We start from the raw sequence: 26,129 nt of genomic DNA on the forward strand, positions 1-26,129 counted from the left end.
AAACAACAACGGGCCCGAAGGCCCGTTGATATATGCGTAGAAAAGACTCAGGCGATGCCGTAGCTCATCAGGCGGTCATAACGACGCTTGAGCAGCGTCTCGGTGTCATGCTTCTGCAGGCTGGCCAGTTGCTTGGTCAGCTCCTGGCGGATCGACTCGGAAGCCGCCGCCGGGTCGCGGTGCGCGCCGCCCAGTGGCTCGGCGATGACCTGATCGACGATACCCAGATCCTTCAGGCGCTCGGCGGTGATGCCCATGGCTTCAGCGGCGTCCGGCGCCTTCTCGGCAGTGCGCCAGAGAATCGAGGCGCAGCCTTCCGGCGAGATCACCGAATAGGTGGAGTATTGCAGCATGTTGAGCTGGTCGCAGACACCGATGGCCAACGCACCACCGGAACCACCTTCACCGATAACGGTGGCGATGATCGGGGTTTTCAGGCGCGCCATCACGCGCAGGTTCCAGGCGATGGCCTCGCTCTGGCCACGCTCCTCGGCATCGATACCTGGGTAAGCGCCGGGGGTGTCGATGAAGGTGAGGATCGGCATCTTGAAGCGCTCGGCCATTTCCATCAGGCGGCAGGCCTTGCGGTAGCCTTCCGGGCGCGGCATACCAAAGTTGCGGCGCACCTTCTCACGCACCTCACGGCCCTTCTGGTGGCCGATGATCATCACCGGCTGATCGCCCAGACGGGCAATGCCACCGACGATAGCGGCGTCGTCGGAGAAGTGACGATCACCATGCAGCTCGTCGAACTCGGTGAAGATGTGCTGGATGTAATCCAGGGTGTACGGGCGGCGTGGATGGCGAGCCAACTGAGCGATCTGCCAGCTGGTCAGGTTGCCGAAAATGCTTTCGGTCAGGGTGCTGCTCTTGTCCTGCAGGCGGGCAATCTCATCGCCGATATTCAGCGAGTTGTCGTTACCAACCAGGCGTAGCTCTTCGATCTTGGCTTGCAGGTCGGCGATCGGCTGTTCGAAATCGAGGAAATTCGGGTTCATAGTCATCCGTCTTGCGTCGACGGCCAAGTGGCCGGGGAGCTGTATCCATTAGGCGCCCTACCTTAAGGGATAGGACGCAGCGGGTCGACACCCGCAGGTGTCGATGCCAACACAAAGGGGTATTTTTCCCCTCTTGCATCAGCGGTAGTGCAAAAAGACGTTGTCGCGCCCGAACTGGTCACGCAATGCCTGAATCAAAGTGTCGGCCGGGTCGATTCGCCAGGCGTCGCCGAATTGAAGCAAGGCGCGTGCCTCCTCGCCACTGTAGTCGACGGTTACCGGGCAGGCGCCCTTGTGCTTGCTGCACAATTCGGCCAGCCAGCGCAGGCGATCACCCTTCAATGCCTCACTGGCGACCTTCACCCGCAGGCTGTCGGCCAGCCCCGTGCGCGCCTCTTCCAGACTCATCACGCGCTTGGCACGCAGGCGCAGGCCACCGGAGAAGTCGTCGTTGCTGACTTCGCCCTCGACCACCACCAGCGCATCGTTCTGCAGCAAAGCCTGGTTGCTAGCGAAGGCATCGGCGAACAGCGAGGCCTCGATGCGCCCGGAGCGGTCATCGAGGGTGATGAAGCCCATCTTGTCGCCCTTCTTGTTCTTCATCACCCGCAGGTTGACGATCATCCCAGCGATGGTCTGGGTGTCGCGCGCCGGCTTCAGTTCGACGATGCGCTGACGGGCGAAACGGCGAATCTCACCTTCGTATTCGTCGATGGGATGGCCGGACAGGTAGATACCCAGGGTGTCCTTCTCACCTTTCAGACGCTCTTTGATCGGCAGCTCGCGGGCTTTGCGGTGGTTGGCGTAGACGTCCGCCTCAGGCTCGGCGAACAGGCCGCCGAACAGGTCCATGTGGCCGCTCTCGGCGCTACGCGCAGTCTGCTCGGCGGACTGCACGGCCTCTTCCATGGACGCCAGCAGCACGGCGCGGTTCTTGTCCACGCTGGCCTGGTAGGCTTTGAGCTCGTCCTGATAGTACGGACCAAGACGATCCAGCGCGCCGCTGCGGATCAATGCCTCAAGGGTGCGCTTGTTGATGCGCTTGAGGTCGACACGGTTGCAGAAGTCGAACAGATCCTTGAACGGACCACCTTCGGCGCGACATTCGACGATGGCCTCGACCGGCCCCTCACCTACGCCCTTGACCGCGCCGAGGCCGTAGACGATTCGGCCGTCGTCGTTGACAGTGAACTTGAACTCGGAGACGTTCACATCCGGCGGATCGATGCGCAACTTCATGTTGCGGCACTCTTCCACCAGAATCACCACCTTGTCGGTGTTGTGCATATCCGCCGAGAGCACAGCCGCCATGAACGGCGCCGGGTAATGCGCCTTGAGCCAGGCGGTCTGGTAGGAGACCAGACCGTAAGCGGCCGAGTGCGATTTGTTGAAGCCGTAACCGGCGAACTTTTCCACCAGATCGAAGATGTTGCCCGCCAGGTTGGCGTCGATGCCGTTGCTGGCACAACCTTCGATGAAGCCGCCGCGCTGCTTGGCCATTTCCTCGGGCTTCTTCTTGCCCATGGCACGACGCAGCATGTCCGCCTGCCCAAGGGTGTAGCCACCCATGACCTGGGCGATCTGCATCACCTGCTCCTGATACAGGATGATGCCGTAGGTCGGCTTGAGCACCGGCTCGAGGCCGGCGTACTGGTAATCCGGGTGCGGATAGGACAGCTCGGCGCGGCCGTGCTTACGGTTGATGAAGTCGTCCACCATGCCGGACTGCAGCGGGCCCGGGCGGAACAGCGCCACCAGTGCGATCATATCCTCCAGGCAGTCGGGCTTGAGCTTCTTGATCAGCTCCTTCATGCCGCGCGATTCAAGCTGGAAGACTGCGGTGGTCTCCGCCTTCTGCAGCATGTCGTAGGTTTTCTTGTCATCCAGCGGGATGAAGTCGATGTTGACCAGCTCCTCATCCGAGGCGCCATCGCGCTTCTGGATGCGGTGGATGGTCTCCATCGCCCACTTGATGATGGTCAGGGTACGCAGACCGAGGAAGTCGAACTTGACCAGCCCGGCCTGCTCGACGTCGTCCTTGTCGAACTGGGTCACCAGGCCACCGCCCTCCTCGTCACAGGCGATCGGCGAGAAGTCGGTGAGTTTGGTCGGCGCGATCACCACGCCCCCGGCGTGCTTGCCGGTGCCGCGCACCACGCCTTCGAGCTTGAGCGACATGTCCCAGATTTCCTGGGCTTCCTCGTCGTTCTTGAGGAACTCGCGCAGCGGCTCCTCCATCTCGTAGGCCTTCTCCAGGGTCATGCCCACTTCGAAGGGGATCATCTTCGACAGACGGTCGGCCAGGCCGTAGGACTTGCCCTGCGCCCGGGCGACGTCGCGCACCACCGCCTTGGCCGCCATCGAGCCGAAGGTGATGATCTGGCTCACCGCGTTGCGTCCGTATTTCTCGGCTACGTAGTCGATCACCCGGTCGCGGCCGTCCATGCAGAAGTCGACGTCGAAGTCGGGCATGGAAACCCGCTCGGGGTTGAGGAATCGTTCGAACAGCAGGTCATAGGCCAGCGGATCGAGGTCAGTGATCTTCAGCACGTAGGCCACCAGCGAACCGGCACCCGAACCACGGCCCGGGCCGACCGGCACGCCGTTGCTCTTGGCCCACTGGATGAAGTCCATCACGATCAGGAAGTAACCGGGGAAACCCATCTGAATGATGATGTCGAGCTCGAAGTTGAGGCGGTCGATATAGACCTGCCTCTTGGCCTCGTAACCCGGCGTATCCTTGGGCAGCAATACCTGGAGACGCTCTTCCAGCCCCTCGAAGGAGGCGTGGCGCAGGTAGTCGTCGATGCCCATGCCATTGGGCGTGGGGAAATCCGGCAGAAAGTATTTGCCGAGTTGCACGTCGATATTGCAGCGCTTGGCGATCTCGACAGTGTTCTCCAGTGCCTCGGGCAGGTCGGAGAACAGCTCCCACATTTCCTCGGCGCTTTTCAGGTACTGCTGATCGGAGTAATGCCTGGGCCGGCGCGGGTCATCCAGGGTGCGGCCTTCGCCGATGCAGACGCGGGTTTCGTGCGCCTCGAAATCACCTTGCTTGATGAAGCGCACGTCGTTGGTCGCCACCAGCGGCGCCTCGACGCGGTCGGCCAGGGCCACGGCGGCGTGCAGGTATTCCTCGTCACCGACGCGGCTGGTGCGTTGCACTTCCAGGTAGAAGCGATCCGGGAACACTGCCATCCATTCACGCAGGCGCACTTCGGCCAGCGCTTCGTCACCGGCCAGCAGCGCCTGGCCGACTTCGCCTTCACGCGCGCCGGATAGCGCGATGAGGCCCTCGGCGGCGCCCTTGACCCAGTCACGCTGAATGATCACCAGGTCGTTGCTCTGCCCTTCGGCCCAGCCACGAGAGATCAGTTCGGTGAGGTTGCGGTAGCCCTTGGCGTTCATCGCCAGCAGGGTCAGGCGCGTCAGCGGGCCGTCTTCCTCGGCGCTGGCCATCCAGATATCGGCACCACAGATCGGCTTGATCCCGGCGCCCATGGCCGCCTTGTAGAACTTCACCAGCGAGCACATGTTGCTCATGTCGGTGACCGCAACCGCCGGCATGCCGGCACCGGCCACGGCCTTGATCAGCGGTTTGACCCGCACCAGGCCATCGACCAGGGAGTATTCGGTGTGCAGACGCAGGTGGACGAAAGCTTGGGTCATGGGCGGCCTTGCAGGTGAAAACGACAAAGCGCGGATTGTAGCAGGTAGGGCGGCCCGGATCGCCGCCCGCTCGTAGCGCAGCGAACAGTCCGCCGGGCCATGCCGAATCCATCCGCCACAGCACGCACCATCGAAACACCAGCGGCGTACTGCTTCGCGAGTACGCCCTACACAGCTGTAGCGGCGCTACAATCGACAGCTACAGGCTCGAGCAACGCGCGCACCGGTGCGAAGGAACGCCGATGAATAGGCGTCGGCCCCAGGCGCTGCAGGGCTTCTAGGTGAACGGGCGTGGGGTAGCCCTTGTGGCCAGCGATGCCGTAACCGGGATAGAGACGATCCATCTCGAGCATCTCGCGGTCGCGACTGACCTTGGCCAGGATCGAAGCCGCGGCAATTGCCGGCACCCGGCTATCGCCCTTGACCACCGGCGCACTCGGCACCGCCAGCTTTGGACAGCGATTGCCGTCGATCAATGCCAGTCTGGGTGTCACGCTCAGCCCTTCGACGGCGCGCTGCATGGCCAGCATGGTGGCATGCAGGATATTCAGGCGGTCGATCTCCTCAACCTCGGCGCGGGCGATGCACCAGGCCAGGGCTTTTTCGCGAATCTCGTCGAACAGCACTTCGCGGCGCGCCTCGGAGAGTTTCTTCGAGTCGTTCAGGCCGAGAATCGGCCGCGCCGGATCGAGGATCACCGCAGCCGTGACCACGGCACCGCAGAGCGGGCCACGGCCGACTTCGTCGACACCGGCGACCAGTTCTTCGACCAGGGTAAAATCGAGGCCCAGCTGCATCAGCCACGCCCTGCCAGCTTGAGCACCGCATCGGCCGCCGACACCGAGGCATCGCGGCGCAGCGCACGGTGAATCACGTCGAAACCTTCGGTCTGCACTTGCCCACCGTCGATCAAGGGCGCAACGGCCTGGGCCAAAGCCTCGGGAGTCGCTGCATCCTGAATCAGCTCGGGCACCAGCAGACGCTCGGCCAGCAGATTTGGCAGCGAGATATAGGGGCTCTTCACCAGGCGTTTGAGGATGCGATAGGTCAGTGGCGCTACGCGGTACGCCACCACCATCGGCCGCTTGTACAGCAGCGCTTCCAGGGTCGCGGTACCCGAAGCGATCAACACCGCATCGCAGGCAGCCAACGCCTCATGGGAGCGGCCATTGAGCAGCGTCAGCGGCAAATCACGCCCAGCCAGCATCTGCTCCAGCTGCTCGCGACGCTCGGGTGTGGCGCAAGGCAGCAGGAAATGAATACCTGGGCGCAGTGCGCGCAGACGAATCGCAGCATCGAGAAACAGTTCACCGAGACGCGCGACTTCACCACCACGACTGCCGGGCATCAGGGCCACTACCGGCTCGTCCTGCGGCAGATCCAGCGCCTCGCGCGCAGCAGCACGATCAGCTTGCTGCGGAATCGCATCGGCCAGCGGATGACCAACGAAGCGCACCGGCACCTGATGCTCATCGTAGAACTGCGCCTCGAACGGGAACAGGGTCAGCATCAGGTCGCAGGCTTCGCGGATCTTCAGCACCCGCTTCTGCCGCCAGGCCCAGACCGAGGGGCTGACGTAGTGCACTGTCTTGATGCCGGCACGGCGCAGCTTGAGCTCCAGGCCCAGGTTGAAATCGGGCGCATCGATACCGATGAAAACATCAGGTTGCGCGGCGATCAGATCGCGAGCCAGTTGCCGACGACGCCCCAGTAACTCGAACAGACGGCCCAGTACCTCGACCAGGCCCATCACGGCCAGGCGCTCCATCGGGAAATAGGATTTAAGGCCCTCGGCCTCCATGCGCGCGCCGCCAACACCGATGAACTCGGCACCCGGATGGCGCTGCTTGATGGCCTGCATCAGGCCGGAACCGAGGATATCACCGGACGCCTCACCGGCGACCAGTGCGACGCGAATAGGTCTGCTCATAGGTATCAGCGCGTGATGCCGCGCGTGGAGGCCTGAATCGAATCACGGAAAATCGCCACTTCCGGGAACTGAGCAGCGGACTCGGCCAACTCGGCCAGCGCCTGCTCGACGGTCAGCCCCTGGCGATAGACCAGCTTGTAGCCCTTGCGCAGGGCAGCGATGGCCTCAGCGGAGAAACCACGCCGGCGCATGCCCTCGAAGTTCATGCTGCGCGCCTCGGCCGGGTTACCGAACACGGTAACGAAAGCCGGAACATCCTTGCCAATCGCGGTGCCCATGCCCGAGAAGCTGTGTGCGCCAATGCGGCAGAACTGATGCACCAGGGTATAACCGGACAGAATCGCCCAGTCATCGACCCAGACATGCCCAGCCAGTGCCGTGTTGTTGACCAGAATGCAATGATTGCCGATCACACTGTCATGGCCGATATGGGCATAGGCCATGATCAGGTTATGGTTGCCAATGGTGGTTTCGCTGCGATCCTGCACGGTGCCACGGTGAATGGTGACCCCCTCACGAATCGTGTTGTGATCACCGATCACCAGGCGCGTCGCTTCGCCCTTGTATTTCAGGTCTGGCGTGTCTTCACCGACCGAAGAAAACTGGTAGATGCGGTTGTGCTTGCCGATCACGGTCGGCCCCTTGAGCACGACGTGCGGGCCGATGACTGTACCCTCGCCGATTTCCACATCGGCCCCGACAATGCTCCAAGGGCCAACGACGACGTCGTCGGCCAATCTGGCACTGGGGTCGATGATCGCGCGGGGGTCAATCAAACTCATAGCTTGCGTTCCGCACAGATGATTTCAGCAGCGCAGACTTCCTTGCCATCGACGGTGGCGCGGCACTCGAATTTCCAGATGCTGCGACGGTCGCTCAGGTATTTGGCTTCCAGCGTCAGTTGATCGCCCGGCAGCACCGGCGAGCGGAAGCGCAGTTTGTCGGAGCCGACGAAGTAATACAGGGTGCCATCGGCCGGCTTCACGCCCATCATCTTGAAGCCGAGGATACCGGCAGCCTGGGCCATGGCCTCGATGATCAGAACGCCCGGCATGATCGGGTGCTCGGGGAAGTGACCATTGAAGAACGGCTCATTGATGCTGACATTCTTATAGGCGCGAATCTGCTTGCCTTCGACGTCCAGGTCCACCACGCGGTCCACCAGCAGGAACGGATAGCGGTGCGGCAAATATTCACGAATTTCGTTGATGTCCATCATGTCCGGTTAAGCCTGTAAGAAAAGAAAAGAGCACGGCCACGCCGTGCTCAGGCATCAGATGAGACGTTTGCCGTCTGGGTCACGGCGGCCAGCTGTTTTTCCAGCTCACGCAGTCGCTTGGCCATATCGTCCAACTGACGAATACGGGCTGCACTCTTCTTCCACTCACCCGCCGGTTGCATGGCAGTCCCTGAAGAATAGGCGCCCGGCTCGGTGATCGAACGAGTCACCATGGTCATACCGGTGACGAACACGTTGTCGCACACCTCGATATGGCCAACCATGCCCACACCGCCGGCGATCATGCAGTTCTTGCCGATCTTGGTGCTGCCGGAAATACCGCAGCAGCCCGCCATGGCCGTGTTGTCACCGATCTGCACGTTGTGCGCGATCATGATCTGGTTATCCAGCTTCACGCCATTACCGATCAGGGTATCGGACAGCGCACCGCGATCCACCGTGGTGTTGGCGCCGATCTCGACGTCATCACCGATGGTCACCCCACCGATCTGTGCGATCTTCTGCCAGACGCCCTTTTCGTTGGCGAAACCGAAGCCTTCGCCACCGATCACCGCGCCGGACTGGATCACTACACGCTTGCCGATCTGCACATCGTGGTACAGCGTCACGCGCGGAGCCAGCCAACCACCCTCACCGATCACGCTACGCGCGCCCACCACGCAGTGCGCACCGATGCTCACATCAGCACCGATGCGAGCACCGCTTTCGATGACCGCAAAGGCGCCGATACTGGCGCTCGGATCGACCTGAGCATCGCCTGCAACCTGCGCAGTGGCATGAATGCCGGGAGCCGCCTTGGGCTTGCGGTCGAACACATGCGAAAGCTGGGCATAGGCCAGATAAGGATTGGCAACGACCAAGGCATCGCCAGCATAGCCTTCAGCATCGGCTGCGGTGAGCAACACGGCACCGGCCTGGGTCTGCGCCAGAAACTTGCGGTACTGGGTATTGGCCAGGAAGCTCAATTGTTCGGGCCCGGCCTCCTGTAAGGTGGCCAGGCCCGTGATGACCTTAGCTTCGGCGCCACGCAAGGTGGCGCCCAGGCGCTCGGCCAGCTGGCCGAGGGTAAATGTCGCAGTCATGCTTAACGCATCTGATTCATGCGCTCGATGACCTGGCGAGTGATGTCGTACTGAGGTTTGACATCGATCACCGCACCGCGCTCGAGCACCAGGTCGAAGTTACCGTTCTTGATCACTTCTTCGACGGCCTTGTCCAGGTTCGGCTTCAGCTTGCCCAGCATCTCGCGGTCAGCGATGGCCTTGGCTTCGTTCAGCTCCTTGGACTGGAACTGGAAGTCACGAGCCTTCTGCTTGAATTCAAGCTCGAGGCGCTCGCGTTCGGCCTGCTGCATCTTCTCGCCGTCCTTGACCATACGATCCTGAATGCGCTTGGCGTCGCTTTCCAGGGTCTTGAGCTTGTTCAGCTGCGGGCCGAACTTCTTCTCGGCATCGACGGCGTAGCGCTTGGCTGCATCCGACTCGAGCAGCGCCATCTGATAGTTCAGCACGGCCACCTTCATCTCGGCGAACGCCGGAGTGGCGATCAGGGCGGCGGTGAACAGAACCAGTTGAGTCAACTTACGCACAATGCACTCCTGCAACAAAACTGTTGGCTTTCTGTGAAACGAACTTAGAAGGTTTGACCCAGGGAGAACTGGAATACCTGGGTATCGGCATCATCCGGCTTCTTGATCGGCATGGCCAGACTGAAACTCAGCGGGCCCAGTGCGGTGATCCAGGTCAGGCCGACACCCACGGAGCTGGCCATGCTGCTGAAGTCGATATTGCAGCTGTCGCTCAGCCTCTTCTGGCTGGAGCTGCAGTTGGTATCGAAGACGTTACCCACATCCCAGAACAACGCGGTACGCAGCGAGCGCTGATCCTTGACAAACGGCAGCGGGAAGAGCATCTCGACACCACCCTGCACCAGCACGTTACCACCGAACGGCAGCGGGTCCTGATCCGGGTCGCGCAAGGTGCCCGGTTTGGCACCGCTACTCGGCGTACTGCGTGGCCCAAGGCTGCTGTCTTCGAAACCACGTACTGAGTTGAAACCACCCGCGTAGTAGTGCTCGTAGAACGGCAGCTCAGCCGTGGAACCGTAGCTGTCGCCATAACCTAGCTGGGTATGGAAGCGCAGGGTGTAGGTGTCGCTGATCGGGGTGAAGACCTGACCACGGTAGTCGAGCTTGTAGAACGACAGATCGCTACCTGGCAGCGTGGTTTCCAGCACCAGGCTCTGCGAATGACCACGGTTGGCCAGTACACCACGGTTCAGGGTCGACTCGGACCAGCCGATGGAACCCTTGAAGTTCAGGTAGTTATCGCCCTCAGAGTCGATGAAATCAAAGATCTCGTCGACGGTATAACGACCGGTATCGATGGTGTCCTGCTGCACGGTCAGACCGTAGGTCAGACGCGCGGTTTCGCTGATCGGGTAGCCAATGTTGACACCTGCACCCAGGCTGTCGACCGAGTAGCTGGATACGTCGACATCGAGCTCATCGTAGTCGGTGGTGCGGTAGAAGGCGTTGTAACCCAGGCTGACACCGTCGACGGTCCAGTAGGGGTCAACGAAGCCAAAGCTGTATCGGGTCTGGTATTCGCTGCGGGTCAGGCCGATGCTGACGCGGTTACCGGTACCCAGGAAGTTGTTCTGGCTGATCGAACCACCGAGGATCAGACCGGCGTTCTGGGCGAAACCGACGCTGGCAGTGATGGAGCCGGACGGCTGCTCTTCGACGCTGTAGTTGACGTCGATCTGGTCGTCGGTACCCGGTACCTGCGGGGTTTCGACGTTGACCTCCTTGAAGAAGCCCAGACGCTCCAGACGCACCTTGGACTGGTCGATCAGGTAGGTCGAGGCCCAGCCACCTTCCATCTGACGCATTTCACGACGCAGCACCTGGTCTTCGGACTTGGTGTTGCCGCGGAAGTTGATGCGATTGACGTAAGCGCGCTTGCCCGGATCGACGAAGAAGGTGATCGAAACGGTGTTGTCCTCGTCGTGAGCTTCCGGCACGCCGTTGACGTTGGCGAAGGTATAGCCTTCGTTACCCAGGCGGCGGGTGATCAGCTCACTGGTGGTGGTCATGATCTTGCGCGAGAAGACCTGCCCTTCCTTGACCAGCAGCAGCGCGCGAACGTCTTCTTCCGGCACCTTGAGGTCACCGGAAAGCTTCACGTCACGGACGCTGTACTTCTCGCCCTCTTCGACGTTGACGGTGATGTAGACGTGCTTCTTGTCCGGGGTGATGGATACCTGGGTGGAGCTGATATCCATGTTGATGTAGCCGCGGTCCAGGTAGTAGGAGCGCAGGCGCTCGAGGTCACCGGACAGTTTCTCGCGGGCATACTTGTCGTCGTTCTTGAAGAAGGACAGCCAGTTAGTGGTCTTCAGCTCGAACAGATCGACCAGATCTTCATCGGAGAACACGGTGTTGCCGACCACGTTGATGTGGGAGATGGCGGCAACGGTGCCTTCGTTGATGGTGATTTTCAGCGCCACGCGGTTACGCGGCTGCGGAATGACTTCGGCTTCGATCTCGGCCGAATAGCGACCCTGAGCGACATACTGGCGCTGCAGCTCGTTACGCACGCCTTCGAGGGTGGCGCGCTGGAAGATTTCGCCCTCGGCCAGACCGGACTGGTTCAGGCCCTTGAGCAGGTCTTCTGTAGTGATGGCCTTGTTGCCTTCGATCTCGATGCCGGAGATGGAGGGACGCTCGACCACGGTAACCACCAGCACGTCACCATCGCGACCGAGCTGGATATCCTGGAAGAAGCCGGTACGGAACAGGGAGCGGGTGGCATCGACCAGTTGGCGATCATCTACCTGCTCGCCCACGTTGAGCGGCAGCGCGCCGAATACGCTGCCTGCGGAAACCCGCTGCAGGCCATTGACGCGTATATCGGAGATGGTGAAGGACTCGGCGTGAACTTCGGCGATCATCAATGCGGACAGTACCGCAGGTAGCAGCAGACGTTTCATGAAGTCCTTTCTTATTCCAACTGACGATAAAAACTGCCGCTTAAGCGACACTTCTTTTAAATCTCAAGAACGTATTCAGCAATGCTCACAGGCGGCTGAGGTCGTTGACCAGGGCAAGCAACATGACCCCGATGACCAGACTGATGCCGATCTGCATCCCCCAACCCTGAACCCGCTCAGACAAGGGGCGACCACGCACCCACTCGACCAGGTAAAACAGCAGATGCCCACCATCCAGTACGGGAATGGGCAGCAGATTGAGAACCCCCAAGCTAATACTCAGATATGCAAGGAATTTCAGGAAATCCCCCAGCCCTGACTCAGCTGAAGCGCCCGCCACTTTAGCAATGGTTATCGGCCCACTCAAGTTTTTTACCGAGAGCTCACCGAACAGCATTTTCTTCAGTGAATCGAGGGTCAGCAGGCTCATGGACCAGGTTTGACGCATGCCCTCGACAACGCCATCGAGCGGACCGTAGCGCACCTCGCGGAGCATCTCCGGCGGCCATTCGACGCCCTGCACACCGGCGCCCAGGTAGCCACTGCGGGCCTCTCCTTCACCGCGCGATGCCAGGGTCAGCTGCACATCCTGCGCTTGCCCGGCGCGTTCGAAGCGCAGCGTGACCGCCTCGCCCGGCAATGCCCTTACGCGATCAACCAGATCCTGCCAGTCGACCAGGGGCTCGCCATCGAGCGCCAGCAACCTGTCCCCTGCCTGCAGCCCTGCGGCGTGGGCAGGCCCCTTGGAATCGACCTCAGCCAGAACCGGCTCCAGCACCGGACGCCATGGACGAATGCCCAGCGAACCAATCGGGTCCGGCTCGTCGACGCCACGCAGCCAGTTGTCCAACTGCACCTGTTTTGGCGTTTCGACGGTGGAGCCAGGCTCCAGCACGCGCAGATCGAGCGTACCGCTCTCGCCCAGACGCCTTACCAGCTGCAGATTGACCGCCGCCCAACCACTGGTAGCCTCGCCGTTGACCGCAACGATCTCCTGCCCCGCACGCAACCCGGCCACTTGCGCCAGACTGTCCGGCTGCACCGCGCCGATAACCGGGCGCACCTGCTGACTGCCGAGCATGGCGACGAACCAGAAGAACAGCAGCGCCAGCAAGAAATTGGCCAGCGGGCCCGCAGCCACGATGGCGATGCGCTGGCGCACGCTCTTGCGATTGAAGGACTGCTCGACGAGCTCGGGGGGCACATCGCCCTCGCGCTCATCGAGCATCTTGACGTAGCCACCCAGAGGAATGGCTGCAACCACGAATTCGGTGCCCTGGCGGTCATGCCATCGCAGCAGCGGTGTGCCGAAGCCAACGGAGAAGCGCAGCACCTTGACGCCGCAGCGCCGGGCCACCCAGAAGTGCCCGTACTCGTGAAAGGTCACCAGGACACCTAGTGCGATCAGGGTGCCAACCAGCATGTACAACCCACTCATTTCACTTCTCCAGCTCTACGAGCCGCTCAAGTTCCAGCACACACCAGACCAATACGGGCATCATCAACGGCCAGCGAGCCACTGCCCAGCCAGCTCACGCGCACGGGCATCGGCCGCGAATACCGCGTCGAGCGCTTCGACAGCCTGCACCGGCTGAGCGTTCAACACGGACTCAATCATACGCGCGATATCAACGAAACGGATGCGCCGCTGCAGGAAAGCCTCGACCGCGACTTCATTGGCGGCGTTGAGCATCGCCGGTGCACTGCCACCAGCCTGCGCCGCCTCCCGCGCCAGACGCAGACAGGGAAAACGCTGCTCGTCGGGGCGTTCGAAATCCAGGCGACCGACGGCAAACAGATCCAGAGGCGATACGCCCGAGTCGATACGCTCCGGCCAGGCCAACGCATGAGCAATGGGCGTGCGCATATCCGGATTACCCAGCTGCGCCAGCACCGAACCGTCGATGTAATCGACCAGCGAATGAATCACGCTCTGCCGATGAATGACCACTTCGATCTGCTCCGGGCGGGCATCGAACAACCAGCAGGCCTCGATCGACTCGAGCCCCTTGTTCATCATGCTGGCCGAGTCCACGGAAATCTTGCGCCCCATCGACCAGTTCGGATGAGCACAGGCCTGCTCCGGGGTGACGCATTCCAGGTCAGCCAACGGTGTTTCGCGAAAAGGCCCGCCAGAAGCCGTCAGCAGTACGCGACGCACACCGACGGTCTGCAGCCCCCGCGAATAGTCACCGGGCAGACACTGGAAAATGGCGTTGTGCTCGCTGTCGATAGGCAACAGCACCGCCCCGCTCTGCTTGACCGCCTGCATGAACAAGGCACCGGACATTACCAGCGCCTCCTTGTTCGCCAGCAACACCTTCTTGCCAGCCTGCACGGCCGCCAGGGTCGGCTTGAGGCCCGCTGCGCCAACAATGGCCGCCATTACGCAATCGACGGCGGCGTCAGCAGAGACGGCGCACAGACCTGCTTCGCCGACCAGCACCTCGGTCGCCAGCCCGGCGGCGCGCAGATTGTTCTGCAGCTCGAGCGCTGAAGCGTCATCAGGCACCACGGCGTAGCGCGGCCGATGCTGCACGCACAGCACCTGCAACTCTGCCAGGCGCGAAAAGCCCGTCAGCGCGAAGACGCTGTAGCGCTCAGGGTGACGCGCGATCACATCCAGCGTACTGAGCCCGATGGAACCGGTCGCCCCCAGCACGGTGACCTGCTGCACTGTGCTCACAGCGCGCCCCAACCAGCGAGCCAGAGCAGTGCAGCGAACAGCGGGATGGCTGCGGTCAGACTGTCGATACGATCCAGCACTCCGCCATGCCCCGGCAGCAGATTGCTGCTGTCCTTGATCCCGGACTGACGCTTGAACATGCTTTCGGTCAGGTCACCAACCACGGAAATCAGTACCACCACAGCGGCACCCGCCAGCGCCAGCAGCAGCCCACCAGCGGACCAGCCTTGCTGCAGCCCGACCAGCAGGGTGATCAGCAGGCTGGCCGCAAGACCGCCGTAGAGCCCTTCCCAACTCTTGCCCGGGCTGACCTTGGGCGCCAGCTTGCGCTTGCCAAAGGTCTTGCCGGAAAAATAGGCGCCGATATCCGCCCCCCAGACCAGCACCATCACCGCGATGATCAGCGCATTGGCCTGCGGCCACTGCTTGAGCAGGATCAGCCCTTGCCAGGCCGGCAGCAGAATCAGCAAACCAATCAACAAACGCCCCGGCACACCGCCCCAGAGACGACTGCTATCGGGATAGGTCATTACCAGAAAGGTCGCGACCAACCACCACAGCACAGCCACCACCAGCAGCAGCGGGGCAACGACCGGCAGCATGTACAGCAAGCCGAGCAACACGGCCACTGCAGCCGCATAGGCCACACGCAGCGGCTGCGCCTCGAACCCTGCCAGACGGGCCCATTCCCAGGCCCCCAGCGTGACCACCACACCGATGAACAGGGCAAAGGCACCGCCATCGAGCAGAAAAAAACCGCCCAGGGCGATGGGCAACAGCACCAGCGCCGTGATGATTCGTTGTTTGAGCATTAGGAGCGCGCCTCAGCTTCCACCTGCTCGCTGGTCTTGCCGAAGCGACGCTGGCGGGTAGCGAAATCGGCCAGCGCCTTGCGCATGGCCTCGTGCTTGAAGTCCGGCCAATAGAGGTCGGAGAAGTACAGTTCGCTGTAAGCCAACTGCCACAGGAGGAAGTTACTGATGCGGCGCTCGCCACCCGTACGGATGCACAGGTCGGGTAAAGGCAGGTCACCGGTAGCCAGACAACCCTGAAGCAATTGCGGGGTAATGTCTTCGGGCTGCAAATGACCTGCTTGCACCTCACGCGCCAGACGCTGAGCGGCCTGGGCGATATCCCACTGACCACCGTAGTTGGCCGCGATCTGCAAGGTGAAACGCCGGTTGCCGGCAGTCAGTTGCTCGGCTTCGCGCATGGCTGCCTGCAACTCGGGATGAAAACGCGAGCGATCACCGATGATGCGCAGGCTGATGTCGTTATCCAGCAGACGCTTGGCCTCACGACGCAGCGCCCCCAGGAACAACTCCATCAGCGCACCGACCTCTTCGGCCGGACGCTGCCAGTTCTCGCTGGAAAAGGCGAACAGGGTGAGCACCTCGACGCCCGACTCGGCACAGACCTCGATCACCGCGCGAACCGCATCGACCCCGGCCTTGTGCCCAGCCACACCCGGCAACAGGCGCTTCTTCGCCCAACGGTTGTTGCCATCCATGATGATGGCGACATGCCGCGGCACCGCCCCCTGCTTGTTTTTGTCCATTTATGGGCGCCCAGCCGTCAGACGGCCATCAGGTCCGCTTCTTTGACCTCGAGCGCCTTGTCGACATCACCGATGAACTTGTCAGTGATCTTCTGCAGCTCGTCAGCGGCGCGACGCTCTTCGTCCTCGCTGATTTCCTTGGCCTTGGACAGCTTCTTCAGCTCGGCCAGGGCATCACGACGCACGTTGCGCACGGCGACCTTGGCATCTTCGGCAACGCCACGCGCCTGCTTGGTATAGCCCTTGCGGGTTTCCTCGGTCAGCGCCGGCATCGGCACACGGATGGTGGTACCAGCGCTGCTCGGGTTCAGGCCCAGGTCGGAGGTCATGATGGCCTTCTCGATGGCAGCACTGAGGGTCTTGTCATGCGCGACGATCTTCAGGGTGCGCGCGTCCTCGACGGAGATCGCAGCAACCTGGTTCAGCGGCATGTCGCTACCCCAGGCCGGCACCTTGACGCTGTCGAGAATGCTCGGATGGGCACGACCGGTTCGAATGGAGGCCAGGTTACGACCCAGCGATTCCAGGGACTTGCTCATGCGCTCCTGAGCGTCTTTCTTGATGTCGTTGATCATTGTGCATCCTCCTCGATCAGAGTTCCTTCGGCGCCACCCACTACAACGTTCAGCAGTGCGCCGGGCTTGTTCATGTTGAAAACCCGCAGCGGCATGTTGTGATCACGGCACAGGCAGATGGCGGTCAGATCCATCACGCCCAGCTTGCGATCGAGCACCTCGTCATAGGTCAGGCGCTCGAACTTCTCGGCATGCGGGTCTTTGAACGGGTCGGCAGTGTACACGCCATCGACCTTGGTCGCCTTCAGTACCACGTCCGCATCGATTTCGATGGCGCGCAGGCAGGCAGCCGAATCGGTGGTAAAGAAGGGGTTGCCGGTGCCAGCAGCGAAAATCACCACCTCACCGGTCTTCAGGTGGCGCATGGCCTTGCGGCGGTCATAGTGATCGGTCACGCCGACCATGGAAATCGCCGACATGACGATGGCCGGGATATTCGAGCGCTCCAGCGCATCACGCATGGCCAGGGCGTTCATCACAGTGGCCAGCATGCCCATGTGGTCGCCAGTGACGCGATCCATGCCAGCAGCGGACAGCGCCGCGCCACGGAACAGGTTGCCACCACCGATCACCAGGCCGACCTGCACACCGATACCGACCAGTTGGCCGACTTCCAGCGCCATGCGATCGAGCACCTTGGGATCGATGCCGAAATCTTCCGAGCCCATCAGGGCCTCGCCGCTAAGTTTGAGCAGAATGCGTTTGTAGCGAGGTTGGCGACCAGTTGTCTGCTGAGCCATTGCAAGTCTCTCCTGCGGCGATATGAAATTCTTGAGCAACGCGCTCGGGCGCTGCAATTATCCGGCACTTCGAACGTGCCGGCGACCTCAGGTTGCAAGGCCGTTAGTACATTTGTTGCCCCTTATTCGGCAAAGAGGCTGCACGCGCAAGCGGGCAGCCTCTCTGGGACAACTGGCCGAACCGCCGATTACTGCTTGCTGGCAGCAACCTGAGCGGCAACTTCGGCAGCGAAGTCGGTCTCGGCCTTCTCGATACCCTCGCCCACTTCGTAACGAACGAAGGAAACGATTTCGGCACCGGCTTTCTTCACCAGGTCACCGACCTTGACTTCCGGATCCATGATGAAGGCTTGCTCGACCAGGCTGGCTTCGGCCAGGAACTTGGTGATACGGCCTTTGATCATGTTCTCGACGATGTTTTCCGGCTTGCCAGCAATCTTCTCGGCGTTCAGCTGCAGGAAGATTTCCTTTTCCTTGGCAACCAGCTCTTCGGAGACCTGGTCCGGCGAAACAACGGCCGGGTTGGAGGCAGCAACGTGCATGGCAACGTGCTTGGCCAGCTCGTCGTTGCCGCCTTTCAGGACAACCAGAACACCAATGCGGTGGCCGTGCAGGTAGGCACCAACGGTTTCGCCAGAAACAGCGGTCAGGCGACGGATGTTGACGTTCTCGCCGCACTTGGCAACCAGGGCTTCACGAGCGGATTCGCGCGAGGCGATCAGCGGAGCGGCTTCAGTCAGGTTCTTCTCGAAGGCTTCGTCGATGCTTTCTTTGACGAAGGCTTTGAAGTCGTCCTGCAGAGCCAGGAAGTCGGTCTGCGAGTTGACTTCGATGATCAGGCCACGACCGCCTTCGACACGAACAGCGATGGAGCCTTCAGCGGCAATGTTGCCAGCCTTCTTGGCAGCCTTGATGGCGCCGGAAGCACGCATGTCATCAATAGCTTTCTCGATGTCGCCAGCAGCGGCAACCAGGGCCTTCTTGCACTCCATCATGCCTTGGCCAGTACGCTCGCGCAGTTCTTTAACCAGGGCTGCAGTAATTTCTGCCATCTTGAAAATCCTCTCGGTAGGTCTTCAACCATTCACCCGCGTGGCGGGCGATCAAATCTGTGAGTGGCAAAAAGGGGGCTTAGCCCCCTTCTTGCACAGCGCGTAACGCTAGATGCTTTGCGTTACCGCTTAGCCTTCGGCGCTCTCGGCAGCCGCGGCTTCTTCGACGAACTCTTCAGTCGCGCCGCCAGCGTTGCTGCGACCACGGATCACGGCGTCAGCCATGGCACCCATGTACAGCTGGATGGCGCGGATGGCGTCATCGTTACCCGGGATGATGTAGTCAACGCCTTCCGGGCTGCTGTTGGTATCGACGACGCCGATGACCGGGATGCCCAGCTTGTTGGCTTCGGTGATAGCAATGCGCTCGTGGTCAACGTCGATCACGAACAGAGCGTCCGGCAGACCGCCCATGTCCTTGATACCACCCAGGCTGCGATCCAGTTTTTCCAGATCACGGGTACGCATCAGGGCTTCTTTCTTGGTCAGCTTGGCGAAGGTGCCGTCCTGGGACTGGGTTTCCAGCTCGCGCAGGCGCTTGATCGAAGCACGGATGGTCTTGTAGTTGGTCAGCATGCCGCCCAACCAGCGGTGATCGACGAACGGCGAGCCGCAACGAGCAGCCTCTTCGCGAACGATCTTGCCAGCGGAACGCTTGGTGCCGACGAACAGGATCTTGTTCTTGCCAGCAGCCAGCTTTTCAACGAACGACAGGGCGTCGTTGAACATCGGCAGGGTTTTTTCGAGGTTGATGATGTGAATCTTGTTGCGCGCGCCGAAAATGTACTTGCCCATTTTCGGGTTCCAGTAACGGGTCTGGTGGCCGAAGTGCACACCGGCCTTCAGCATATCGCGCATGTTGACTTGGGACATGATAGTTCCTTGATAAGTCGGGTTAGGCCTCCACGTATCCCAGCTTCCAACCCTCGAACTTGTCGAAAGGCACCCAGGAAACCGTGTCGATACGTGTGTGGGTTTGAGCTTTCGGGCGCAGTGCCCGTAAAGCGGCGCGTTTTATACCACACAAAGCCGGCGCAGGCTACAAAAGCTGGCAAACAACGCAGTAACGCCCTGCAGCGGTTGCAGTGCCCTTTGGGGCTGGCACGGCGAAGCTGCTAATATATCGCCCTTTCCGTTCGTGCCCGAGAGCTTCATATGACCGTCACCATCAAATCCGCCGAAGAAATCGAGAAAATGCGCGTGGCCGGCCGCCTGGCCGCCGAAGTGCTGGAGATGATCGGTGAACACGTCAAGCCTGGCGTCACCACTGAGGAAATCGACCGCATCTGCCACGACTATATCGTCAACGTGCAGCAGGCCATTCCCGCCCCGCTCAACTACAAGGGCTTCCCCAAGTCGATCTGCACCTCGATCAACCACGTGGTGTGCCACGGCATTCCCAATGACAAGCCGCTGAAAGACGGCGACGTGCTGAACATCGACGTCACCGTGATCAAGGACGGCTACCACGGCGATACCAGCAAGATGTTCATGGTCGGCAAGGTCGCCGAGTGGGCCGAGCGTCTGGCCAAGGTCACCCAGGAATGCATGTACAAAGGCATCGAGCTGGTCAAACCCGGCACGCGCCTGGGCGATATCGGCGAAGTGATCCAGAAGCACGCGGAAAAGAACGGTTTCTCCGTGGTCCGCGAATACTGCGGCCATGGCATCGGCGCGGTCTTCCATGAAGAGCCGCAGGTGCTGCACTACGGCAAGGCCGGTACCGGCATGGAGCTCAAGGAAGGCATGACCTTCACCATCGAGCCGATGATCAACCAGGGCCGCCCGGAAACCCGCCTGCTCGGCGACGGCTGGACCGCCATCACCAAGGACCGCAAGCTGTCGGCGCAATGGGAGCACACTGTGCTGGTCACCGCAGATGGCTATGAGATCCTGACCCTGCGCAGCGACGACACCCTGCCGCGCACCTCGGCCTGACCGCGATTCGTAGAGTGCGCCGTGCGCACCATTGAAGCTTGTGGTGCACATAGCGCACCCCACCTTATATAAGGAAGGCAACTGCATGCCGCAGATGGACCCCGAACTGTTTGACCGCGGTCAGTTCCAGGCCGAGCTGGCCCTGAAATCCAGCCCCATCGCTGCATTCAAGAAGGCCATCCGCGGCGCGCATGAGGTGCTCGATGCGCGCTTTCGTGCCGGCCGTGACATTCGCCGCCTGGTCGAAGACCGCGCCTGGTTCGTCGATCAGATCCTGCAGGAAGCCTGGAAACGCTTCACCTGGAGCGAGGATGCCGACATCGCCCTGCTCGCCGTTGGCGGCTACGGCCGTGGCGAGCTGCACCCTTACTCGGACATCGACCTGCTGATCCTGCTCGACAGCAGCGATCACGAAATCTTCCGCGAGCCCATCGAAGGCTTTCTCACCCTGCTCTGGGACATCGGCCTGGAAGTTGGCCAGAGCGTGCGCTCGGTCGACGAATGCGCCGAAGAGGCACGCGCCGACCTGACGGTGATCACCAACCTGATGGAAAGCCGCACCATCGCCGGCCCCGAACACCTGCGCCAGCGCATGCAGCAGGTGACCAGCACCGATCAGATGTGGCCGAGCAAGCACTTCTACCTGGCCAAGCGCGACGAGCGCAGAGCGCGTCATGCCAAGTACAACGACACCGAGTACAACCTCGAACCCAACGTCAAGGGCTCGCCCGGCGGCCTGCGCGATATCCAGACCGTGCTCTGGGTGGCGCGCCGCCAGTTCGGCACGCTGAACCTGCAGGCCTTGGTCGGCCACGGTTTCCTTCTGGAGAGCGAATACGCCCTGCTGTCCTCCAGCCAGGAATTTTTGTGGAAGGTGCGCTACGCCCTGCACATGCTCGCCGGGCGTGCCGAAGACCGTCTGCTGTTCGATCACCAGGCCAAGATCGCCGCCCTGTTCGGCTATCAGGACGGCGACGGCAAGCGCAGCATCGAACACTTCATGCAGAAGTACTACCGCGTGGTGATGGGGATTTCCGAGCTGTCGGACCTGATCAACCAGCACTTCGAGGAAGTGATCCTGCGCGCCGGCGAAAGCGGCCCGGCCACGCCACTGAACAGCCGCTTCCAGGTGCGCGACGGTTATATCGAAGTCACCCACCCGAACGTGTTCAAGCGTACCCCCTTCGCCATCATCGAAATCTTCGTGCTCATGGCGCAGCACCCGGAAATCAAAGGGGTACGTGCCGACAGCATCCGCCTGCTGCGTGACAGCCGCCACCTGATCGACGACGAGTTCCGCAAGGACATCCGCAACACCAGCCTGTTCATCGAACTGTTCAAGTGCAAGGAAGGCATTCACCGCAACCTGCGGCGGATGAACCGCTACGGCATTCTCGGCCGTTACCTGCCGGAGTTCGGCCATATCGTCGGACAGATGCAGCACGACCTGTTCCACATCTATACGGTCGACGCGCACACCCTCAACCTGATCAAGCACCTGCGCAAGTTCCGCTGGCCGGAGCTGGCGGAGAAATTCCCGCTGGCCAGCAAGCTGATCGACAAGCTGCCAAAATCCGAGCTGATCTACCTCGCCGGCCTGTATCACGACATCGGCAAGGGCCGTGGCGGTGATCATTCGGAGCTGGGCGCGGTAGACGCCGAAGCCTTCGCCCGCCGCCATCATCTGCCGGCCTGGGACAGCGCCCTGATCGTCTGGCTGGTGCAGCACCACCTGGTGATGTCCACCACCGCGCAGCGTAAGGATCTGTCCGACCCGCAGGTGATCCATGACTTCGCCCAGTTCGTCGGCGACCAGACCCACCTGGACTACCTCTACGTGCTGACCGTGGCCGATATCAACGCCACCAACCCCAGCCTGTGGAACTCCTGGCGCGCCAGCCTGCTGCGCCAGCTCTACACCGAGACCAAGCGCGCCCTGCGCCGCGGCCTGGAAAACCCGCTGGACCGTGAAGAGCAGATTCGCCAGACCCAGAGCGCAGCCCTGGACACCCTGGTACGCGGCGGCACCGACCCGGACGATGCCGAACAGCTGTGGAGCCAGCTGGGCGACGACTACTTCCTGCGCCACACCGCCACCGACGTGGCCTGGCACACCGATGCCATTCTTCAGCACCCCAACGATGGCGGACCGCTGGTGCTGATGAAGGAAACCACCCAGCGCGAGTTCGAAGGCGGCACGCAGATCTTCATCTACGCGCCGGACCAGCACGACTTCTTCGCCGTGACCGTGGCTGCGATGAGCCAGCTCAACCTGAACATTCACGACGCACGGATCATCACCTCCACCAGCCAGTTCACCCTCGATACCTACGTGGTGCTGGATGCCGACGGCGGCTCGATCGGCAACAACCCGGCACGCATCCAGCAGATTCGTGAAGGCCTGATCGAAGCGCTGAAGAACCCGGACGACTATCCGACCATCATCCAGCGCCGCGTGCCGCGTCAGCTCAAGCACTTTGCCTTCGCACCGCAGGTGACCATCCACAACGACGCGCAGCGCCCGGTGACCATTCTCGAACTGACCGCACCGGACCGCCCTGGCCTGCTGGCGCGGATCGGGCGAATCTTCCTCGAATACGACCTGTCGCTGCAGAACGCCAAGATCGCCACCCTCGGCGAACGGGTCGAGGACGTATTCTTCGTCACCGACGCCAACAACCAGCCGCTGTCCGACCCCGAACTCTGTGCACGCCTGCAGGAAACCATCGTCCGCCGCCTGTCCGAGCCCAGCGCTCAACCGCAGACCCTGCAGATCAACATATGATTGCGCCGCCCCGCTTTCCGAAGTACGCGAGATAACGATGAATCCAGCCCTCGACCAGCTCCAGCCCTACCCTTTCGAGAAACTGCGCGAACTGCTCGGCAGCGTGCAACCGGCCGCCAACAAGCGCCCGATCGCCCTGTCCATCGGCGAACCCAAGCATCGCTCGCCTGACTTCGTCGGCCAGGCACTGACCGCCAATCTCGACAAGCTCGCCGTCTACCCGACCACACTCGGCTTGCCGGAACTGCGCCAGAGCATTGCCAGCTGGTGCGAACGCCGCTTTGGCGTGCCAACTGGCTGGCTGGATGCCGCGCGCCACGTGTTGCCGGTCAATGGCACCCGCGAAGCGCTGTTCGCCTTCACCCAGGCGGTGGTCGACCGCAACGCCAAGGGCCTGGTGGTCAGCCCCAACCCCTTCTATCAGATCTACGAAGGTGCGGCCTTCCTCGCCGGCGCCGAGCCACATTACCTGCCGTGCCTGGAAGCTCACGGCTTCAACCCGGACTTCGATGCTGTGCCGGCCGAAATCTGGAAGCGCTGCCAGATTCTCTTCCTCTGCTCGCCAGGCAACCCCACCGGCGCCCTGATCCCGGTCGAGACGCTGAAGAAACTGATCGCCCTGGCCGACGAACACGACTTCGTCATCGCTGCCGACGAGTGCTACAGCGAGCTGTATTTCGATGAGGACGCACCACCGCCCGGCCTGCTCAGCGCCTGCGCCGAACTGGGCCGCAGCGACTTCAAACGCTGCGTGGTGTTCCACAGCCTGTCCAAGCGCTCCAACCTGCCGGGTCTGCGCTCGGGCTTCGTCGCCGGCGACGCCGATATCCTCAAGCACTTCCTGCTCTATCGCACCTACCACGGCTGCGCCATGCCGGTACAAACCCAACTGGCCAGCGTTGCCGCCTGGAATGACGAAGCGCATGTACGTGCCAACCGTGACATGTACCGGGAAAAGTTCGCTGCCGTGCTGGATATCCTCGCCCCGGTGATGGACGTGCAGCGCCCCGATGGCGGCTTCTACCTGTGGGCACGTACCCCGGGTGACGACACCCTGTTCACCCGCGACCTGTTCGCCACCGAGCATGTCACCGTGGTGCCCGGCTCGTACCTGTCGCGTGAAGTGAACGGCGTCAACCCGGGTGCCGGCCGCGTGCGCATGGCGCTGGTGGCACCGCTGGCCGAGTGCATCGAGGCCGCCGAGCGTATCGCCCGCTTTATCCGCAGTGCCTGAACTGCTTCAACCGTCGCGGCTAAAGCCCCTCCCACAGCTACTTGACTTGCAGGAGGGGCTTTACGCGAGCCGCTGGCTCCGTAGCCCGGATGCAATCCGGGGATAGCCCGCCAATGCTTCCCGGATTGCATCCGGGCTACACGCTGCACGCCGGCGCTGTAACACATCGCAGCGACAGCCGCCGCCACGTCTGGACGCGACGTGGCATAATGGCCCGCCGTATTTCCCGGACCTTCCGGCACGCCACTCATCAGAGGAAGATCAATGAGTTACGTCCTGTATGGCATCAAGGCCTGCGACACGATGAAAAAGGCCAGAACCTGGCTCGATGAACACCAGGTCGACTATGCCTTTCACGACTACAAGAGCGTCGGGATCGACCGTGCAAACCTGGAAAAGTGGTGCAACGAGCATGGCTGGCAGACCGTCCTGAACCGTGCCGGCACCACCTTCCGCAAGCTGGAAGACGCGCAGAAAGCCGATCTCGACCAGGCCAAGGCCATCGAACTGATGCTGGCCCAGCCGTCGATGATCAAGCGCCCGGTACTCGACCTGGGCGACAAGACCCTGGTCGGCTTCAAGCCGGATAACTACCAAGCCGCGCTGGCCTGATCAACCTCACCCGATTTCGTTGCAAGGAACCCCATCTAATGAGCACCTCCCTTTACAGCATCGCCTTTGGTGTTGGCACCCAGAACCGCCAGGGCAACTGGCTGGAAGTCTTCTACGCCCTGCCGCTGCTCAATCCGGCCAGCGAGCTGGTAGCCAAGGCCGCCGAGAAGCTCGGCTACCAGGGCGGCAACCAGGCCATCGCCTTCACCACCACACAGGCCGCTGACCTGGCCGAAGCCCTGAAAGGCGTGGACGCCGCTCAAGCGGCGCTGCTGACCCGTCTGGCCGAAAGCCACAACCCGCTGGTCGCCACCTTCCTGGCTGAAGACGCCGCGCTGACCAGCACCCCGGAGGCCTACCTCAAGCTGCACCTGCTGTCGCATCGTCTGGTCAAGCCGCACGGCCTGAGCCTGGCCGGCATTTTCCCGCTGCTGCCCAACGTGGCCTGGACCAGTCAGGGCGCCGTCGACCTCGCTGAGCTGGCCGAACGCCAGCTGGAAGCACGCCTGAAGGGCAAGCTGCTGGAAGTGTTCTCGGTGGACAAGTTCCCGAAAATGACCGACTACGTGGTGCCGGCCGGCGTGCGTATCGCCGACAGCGCCCGTGTGCGCCTGGGCGCCTATATCGGCGAAGGCACCACCGTGATGCACGAAGGCTTCGTCAACTTCAACGGCGGCACCGAAGGCCCAGGCATGATCGAAGGCCGCGTTTCCGCTGGCGTCTTCGTCGGCAAGGGCTCGGATCTCGGCGGCGGCTGCTCGACCATGGGCACCCTGTCCGGCGGCGGCAACATCATCATCAGCGTTGGTGAAGGCTGCCTGATCGGCGCCAACGCAGGCATCGGCATCCCGCTGGGCGACCGCAACACCGTCGAAGCCGGCCTGTACATCACCGCCGGCACCAAGGTGAACCTGCTCGACGAAGGCAACGCCCTGGTCAAGGTGGTCAAGGCGCGCGACCTGGCTGGCCAGCCGGACCTGCTGTTCCGTCGCAACTCGCTGACCGGCGCCGTGGAGTGCAAGACCCACAAGTCGGCCATCGAGCTGAACGAAGCCCTGCACGCCCACAACTGATCCCACGTAGGGTGCGCCGTGCGCACCGCTCAGCCATGCGACCTGG

Annotated in this window: 22 protein-coding genes; 5 read left to right on the forward strand and 17 right to left on the reverse strand. The window is 61.9% G+C overall.

Annotation, left to right across the window (positions count from 1 at the left end; genetic code table 11):
- Positions 1–47: 47 nt before the first annotated feature.
- From BLT86_RS10760 to rpsB, 17 genes are all read right to left on the reverse strand, one after another.
- Entirely contained in the window at positions 48–998 is a 951-nt protein-coding gene (locus tag BLT86_RS10760) for an acetyl-CoA carboxylase carboxyltransferase subunit alpha (protein WP_017674776.1), read from the reverse strand.
- 138 nt (positions 999–1,136) lie between these two features.
- Positions 1,137–4,667 carry a DNA polymerase III subunit alpha gene (gene dnaE, locus BLT86_RS10765; protein WP_092376594.1) on the reverse strand — a complete coding sequence of 1,177 codons (3,531 nt, stop codon included), beginning with the start codon at positions 4,665–4,667 and terminating at the stop codon, positions 1,137–1,139.
- A gap of 167 nt (positions 4,668–4,834) precedes the next feature.
- Positions 4,835–5,464: a ribonuclease HII gene (gene rnhB / locus BLT86_RS10770; RefSeq protein ID WP_092376597.1), complete on the reverse strand. Its 630-nt coding sequence runs from the start codon at positions 5,462–5,464 to the stop codon at positions 4,835–4,837.
- Complete coding sequence (lpxB, locus tag BLT86_RS10775; RefSeq protein WP_045735086.1) at positions 5,464–6,597, reverse strand: lipid-A-disaccharide synthase; 1,134 nt, start codon at positions 6,595–6,597, stop codon at positions 5,464–5,466. The genes rnhB and lpxB overlap by 1 nt, the downstream gene beginning before the upstream one ends.
- Positions 6,598–6,602: 5 nt before the next feature.
- Positions 6,603–7,379, reverse strand: coding sequence for an acyl-ACP--UDP-N-acetylglucosamine O-acyltransferase (gene lpxA, locus BLT86_RS10780; protein ID WP_004424022.1), 777 nt, complete (start codon positions 7,377–7,379; stop codon positions 6,603–6,605).
- Positions 7,376–7,816, reverse strand: a complete 441-nt coding sequence (gene fabZ / locus BLT86_RS10785) for a 3-hydroxyacyl-ACP dehydratase FabZ (RefSeq protein WP_017674781.1) — start codon at positions 7,814–7,816, stop codon at positions 7,376–7,378. Before fabZ ends, lpxA begins: the two co-directional genes overlap by 4 nt.
- Before the next feature lie 47 nt (positions 7,817–7,863).
- A complete protein-coding gene (lpxD, locus tag BLT86_RS10790) occupies positions 7,864–8,919 on the reverse strand; it encodes a UDP-3-O-(3-hydroxymyristoyl)glucosamine N-acyltransferase (protein WP_045735085.1) in 1,056 nt (351 codons plus the stop codon).
- A gap of 2 nt (positions 8,920–8,921) precedes the next feature.
- Positions 8,922–9,425: an OmpH family outer membrane protein gene (locus BLT86_RS10795; RefSeq protein WP_021489806.1), complete on the reverse strand. Its 504-nt coding sequence runs from the start codon at positions 9,423–9,425 to the stop codon at positions 8,922–8,924.
- A gap of 44 nt (positions 9,426–9,469) precedes the next feature.
- Positions 9,470–11,830: an outer membrane protein assembly factor BamA gene (gene bamA / locus BLT86_RS10800; protein WP_017674784.1), complete on the reverse strand. Its 2,361-nt coding sequence runs from the start codon at positions 11,828–11,830 to the stop codon at positions 9,470–9,472.
- Between the two features lie 85 nt (positions 11,831–11,915).
- Complete coding sequence (gene rseP, locus BLT86_RS10805) at positions 11,916–13,268, reverse strand: sigma E protease regulator RseP (protein WP_045735083.1); 1,353 nt, start codon at positions 13,266–13,268, stop codon at positions 11,916–11,918.
- 63 nt (positions 13,269–13,331) lie between these two features.
- The gene (gene ispC, locus BLT86_RS10810) at positions 13,332–14,516 is read right to left on the reverse strand and encodes a 1-deoxy-D-xylulose-5-phosphate reductoisomerase (protein WP_026088366.1); all 1,185 of its coding nucleotides are present in this window, start codon (positions 14,514–14,516) and stop codon (positions 13,332–13,334) included.
- Positions 14,513–15,328 carry a phosphatidate cytidylyltransferase gene (locus tag BLT86_RS10815; protein ID WP_092376600.1) on the reverse strand — a complete coding sequence of 272 codons (816 nt, stop codon included), beginning with the start codon at positions 15,326–15,328 and terminating at the stop codon, positions 14,513–14,515. The genes ispC and BLT86_RS10815 overlap by 4 nt, the downstream gene beginning before the upstream one ends.
- Positions 15,328–16,074 (reverse strand): polyprenyl diphosphate synthase, encoded by a 747-nt coding sequence (uppS, locus tag BLT86_RS10820; RefSeq protein ID WP_017674788.1) that lies wholly within the window; start codon positions 16,072–16,074, stop codon positions 15,328–15,330. The genes BLT86_RS10815 and uppS overlap by 1 nt, the downstream gene beginning before the upstream one ends.
- Positions 16,075–16,091: 17 nt before the next feature.
- Positions 16,092–16,649 (reverse strand): ribosome recycling factor, encoded by a 558-nt coding sequence (gene frr, locus BLT86_RS10825; protein WP_017674789.1) that lies wholly within the window; start codon positions 16,647–16,649, stop codon positions 16,092–16,094.
- On the reverse strand, positions 16,646–17,389 hold the full coding sequence (gene pyrH / locus BLT86_RS10830; protein ID WP_004424012.1) for a UMP kinase: 744 nt from the start codon (positions 17,387–17,389) through the stop codon (positions 16,646–16,648). The genes frr and pyrH overlap by 4 nt, the downstream gene beginning before the upstream one ends.
- A gap of 188 nt (positions 17,390–17,577) precedes the next feature.
- The gene (gene tsf, locus BLT86_RS10835) at positions 17,578–18,441 is read right to left on the reverse strand and encodes a translation elongation factor Ts (protein WP_017674790.1); all 864 of its coding nucleotides are present in this window, start codon (positions 18,439–18,441) and stop codon (positions 17,578–17,580) included.
- Positions 18,442–18,570: 129 nt separating this feature from the next.
- Positions 18,571–19,314: a 30S ribosomal protein S2 gene (gene rpsB, locus BLT86_RS10840; protein ID WP_092376603.1), complete on the reverse strand. Its 744-nt coding sequence runs from the start codon at positions 19,312–19,314 to the stop codon at positions 18,571–18,573.
- Positions 19,315–19,596: 282 nt separating this feature from the next.
- On the opposite strand from rpsB, the gene map reads away from it, so the two are divergent.
- The 5 genes from map (at position 19,597) to dapD (ending at position 26,083) form a co-directional block, all read left to right on the forward strand.
- Entirely contained in the window at positions 19,597–20,379 is a 783-nt protein-coding gene (gene map, locus BLT86_RS10845) for a type I methionyl aminopeptidase (protein WP_045735080.1), read from the forward strand.
- 85 nt (positions 20,380–20,464) lie between these two features.
- A complete protein-coding gene (locus tag BLT86_RS10850) occupies positions 20,465–23,164 on the forward strand; it encodes a [protein-PII] uridylyltransferase (protein ID WP_021489811.1) in 2,700 nt (899 codons plus the stop codon).
- A 37-nt stretch (positions 23,165–23,201) separates the two neighbouring features.
- Positions 23,202–24,398: a succinyldiaminopimelate transaminase gene (dapC, locus tag BLT86_RS10855; RefSeq protein ID WP_092376606.1), complete on the forward strand. Its 1,197-nt coding sequence runs from the start codon at positions 23,202–23,204 to the stop codon at positions 24,396–24,398.
- A 264-nt stretch (positions 24,399–24,662) separates the two neighbouring features.
- Entirely contained in the window at positions 24,663–25,010 is a 348-nt protein-coding gene (locus BLT86_RS10860; RefSeq protein WP_021489813.1) for an ArsC family reductase, read from the forward strand.
- 38 nt (positions 25,011–25,048) lie between these two features.
- Positions 25,049–26,083: a 2,3,4,5-tetrahydropyridine-2,6-dicarboxylate N-succinyltransferase gene (dapD, locus tag BLT86_RS10865; RefSeq protein WP_092376609.1), complete on the forward strand. Its 1,035-nt coding sequence runs from the start codon at positions 25,049–25,051 to the stop codon at positions 26,081–26,083.
- Positions 26,084–26,129 lie beyond the last annotated feature (46 nt).

It is taken from the genome of Pseudomonas sihuiensis, from assembly GCF_900106015.1.
Lineage (GTDB): Bacteria > Pseudomonadota > Gammaproteobacteria > Pseudomonadales > Pseudomonadaceae > Aquipseudomonas > Aquipseudomonas sihuiensis.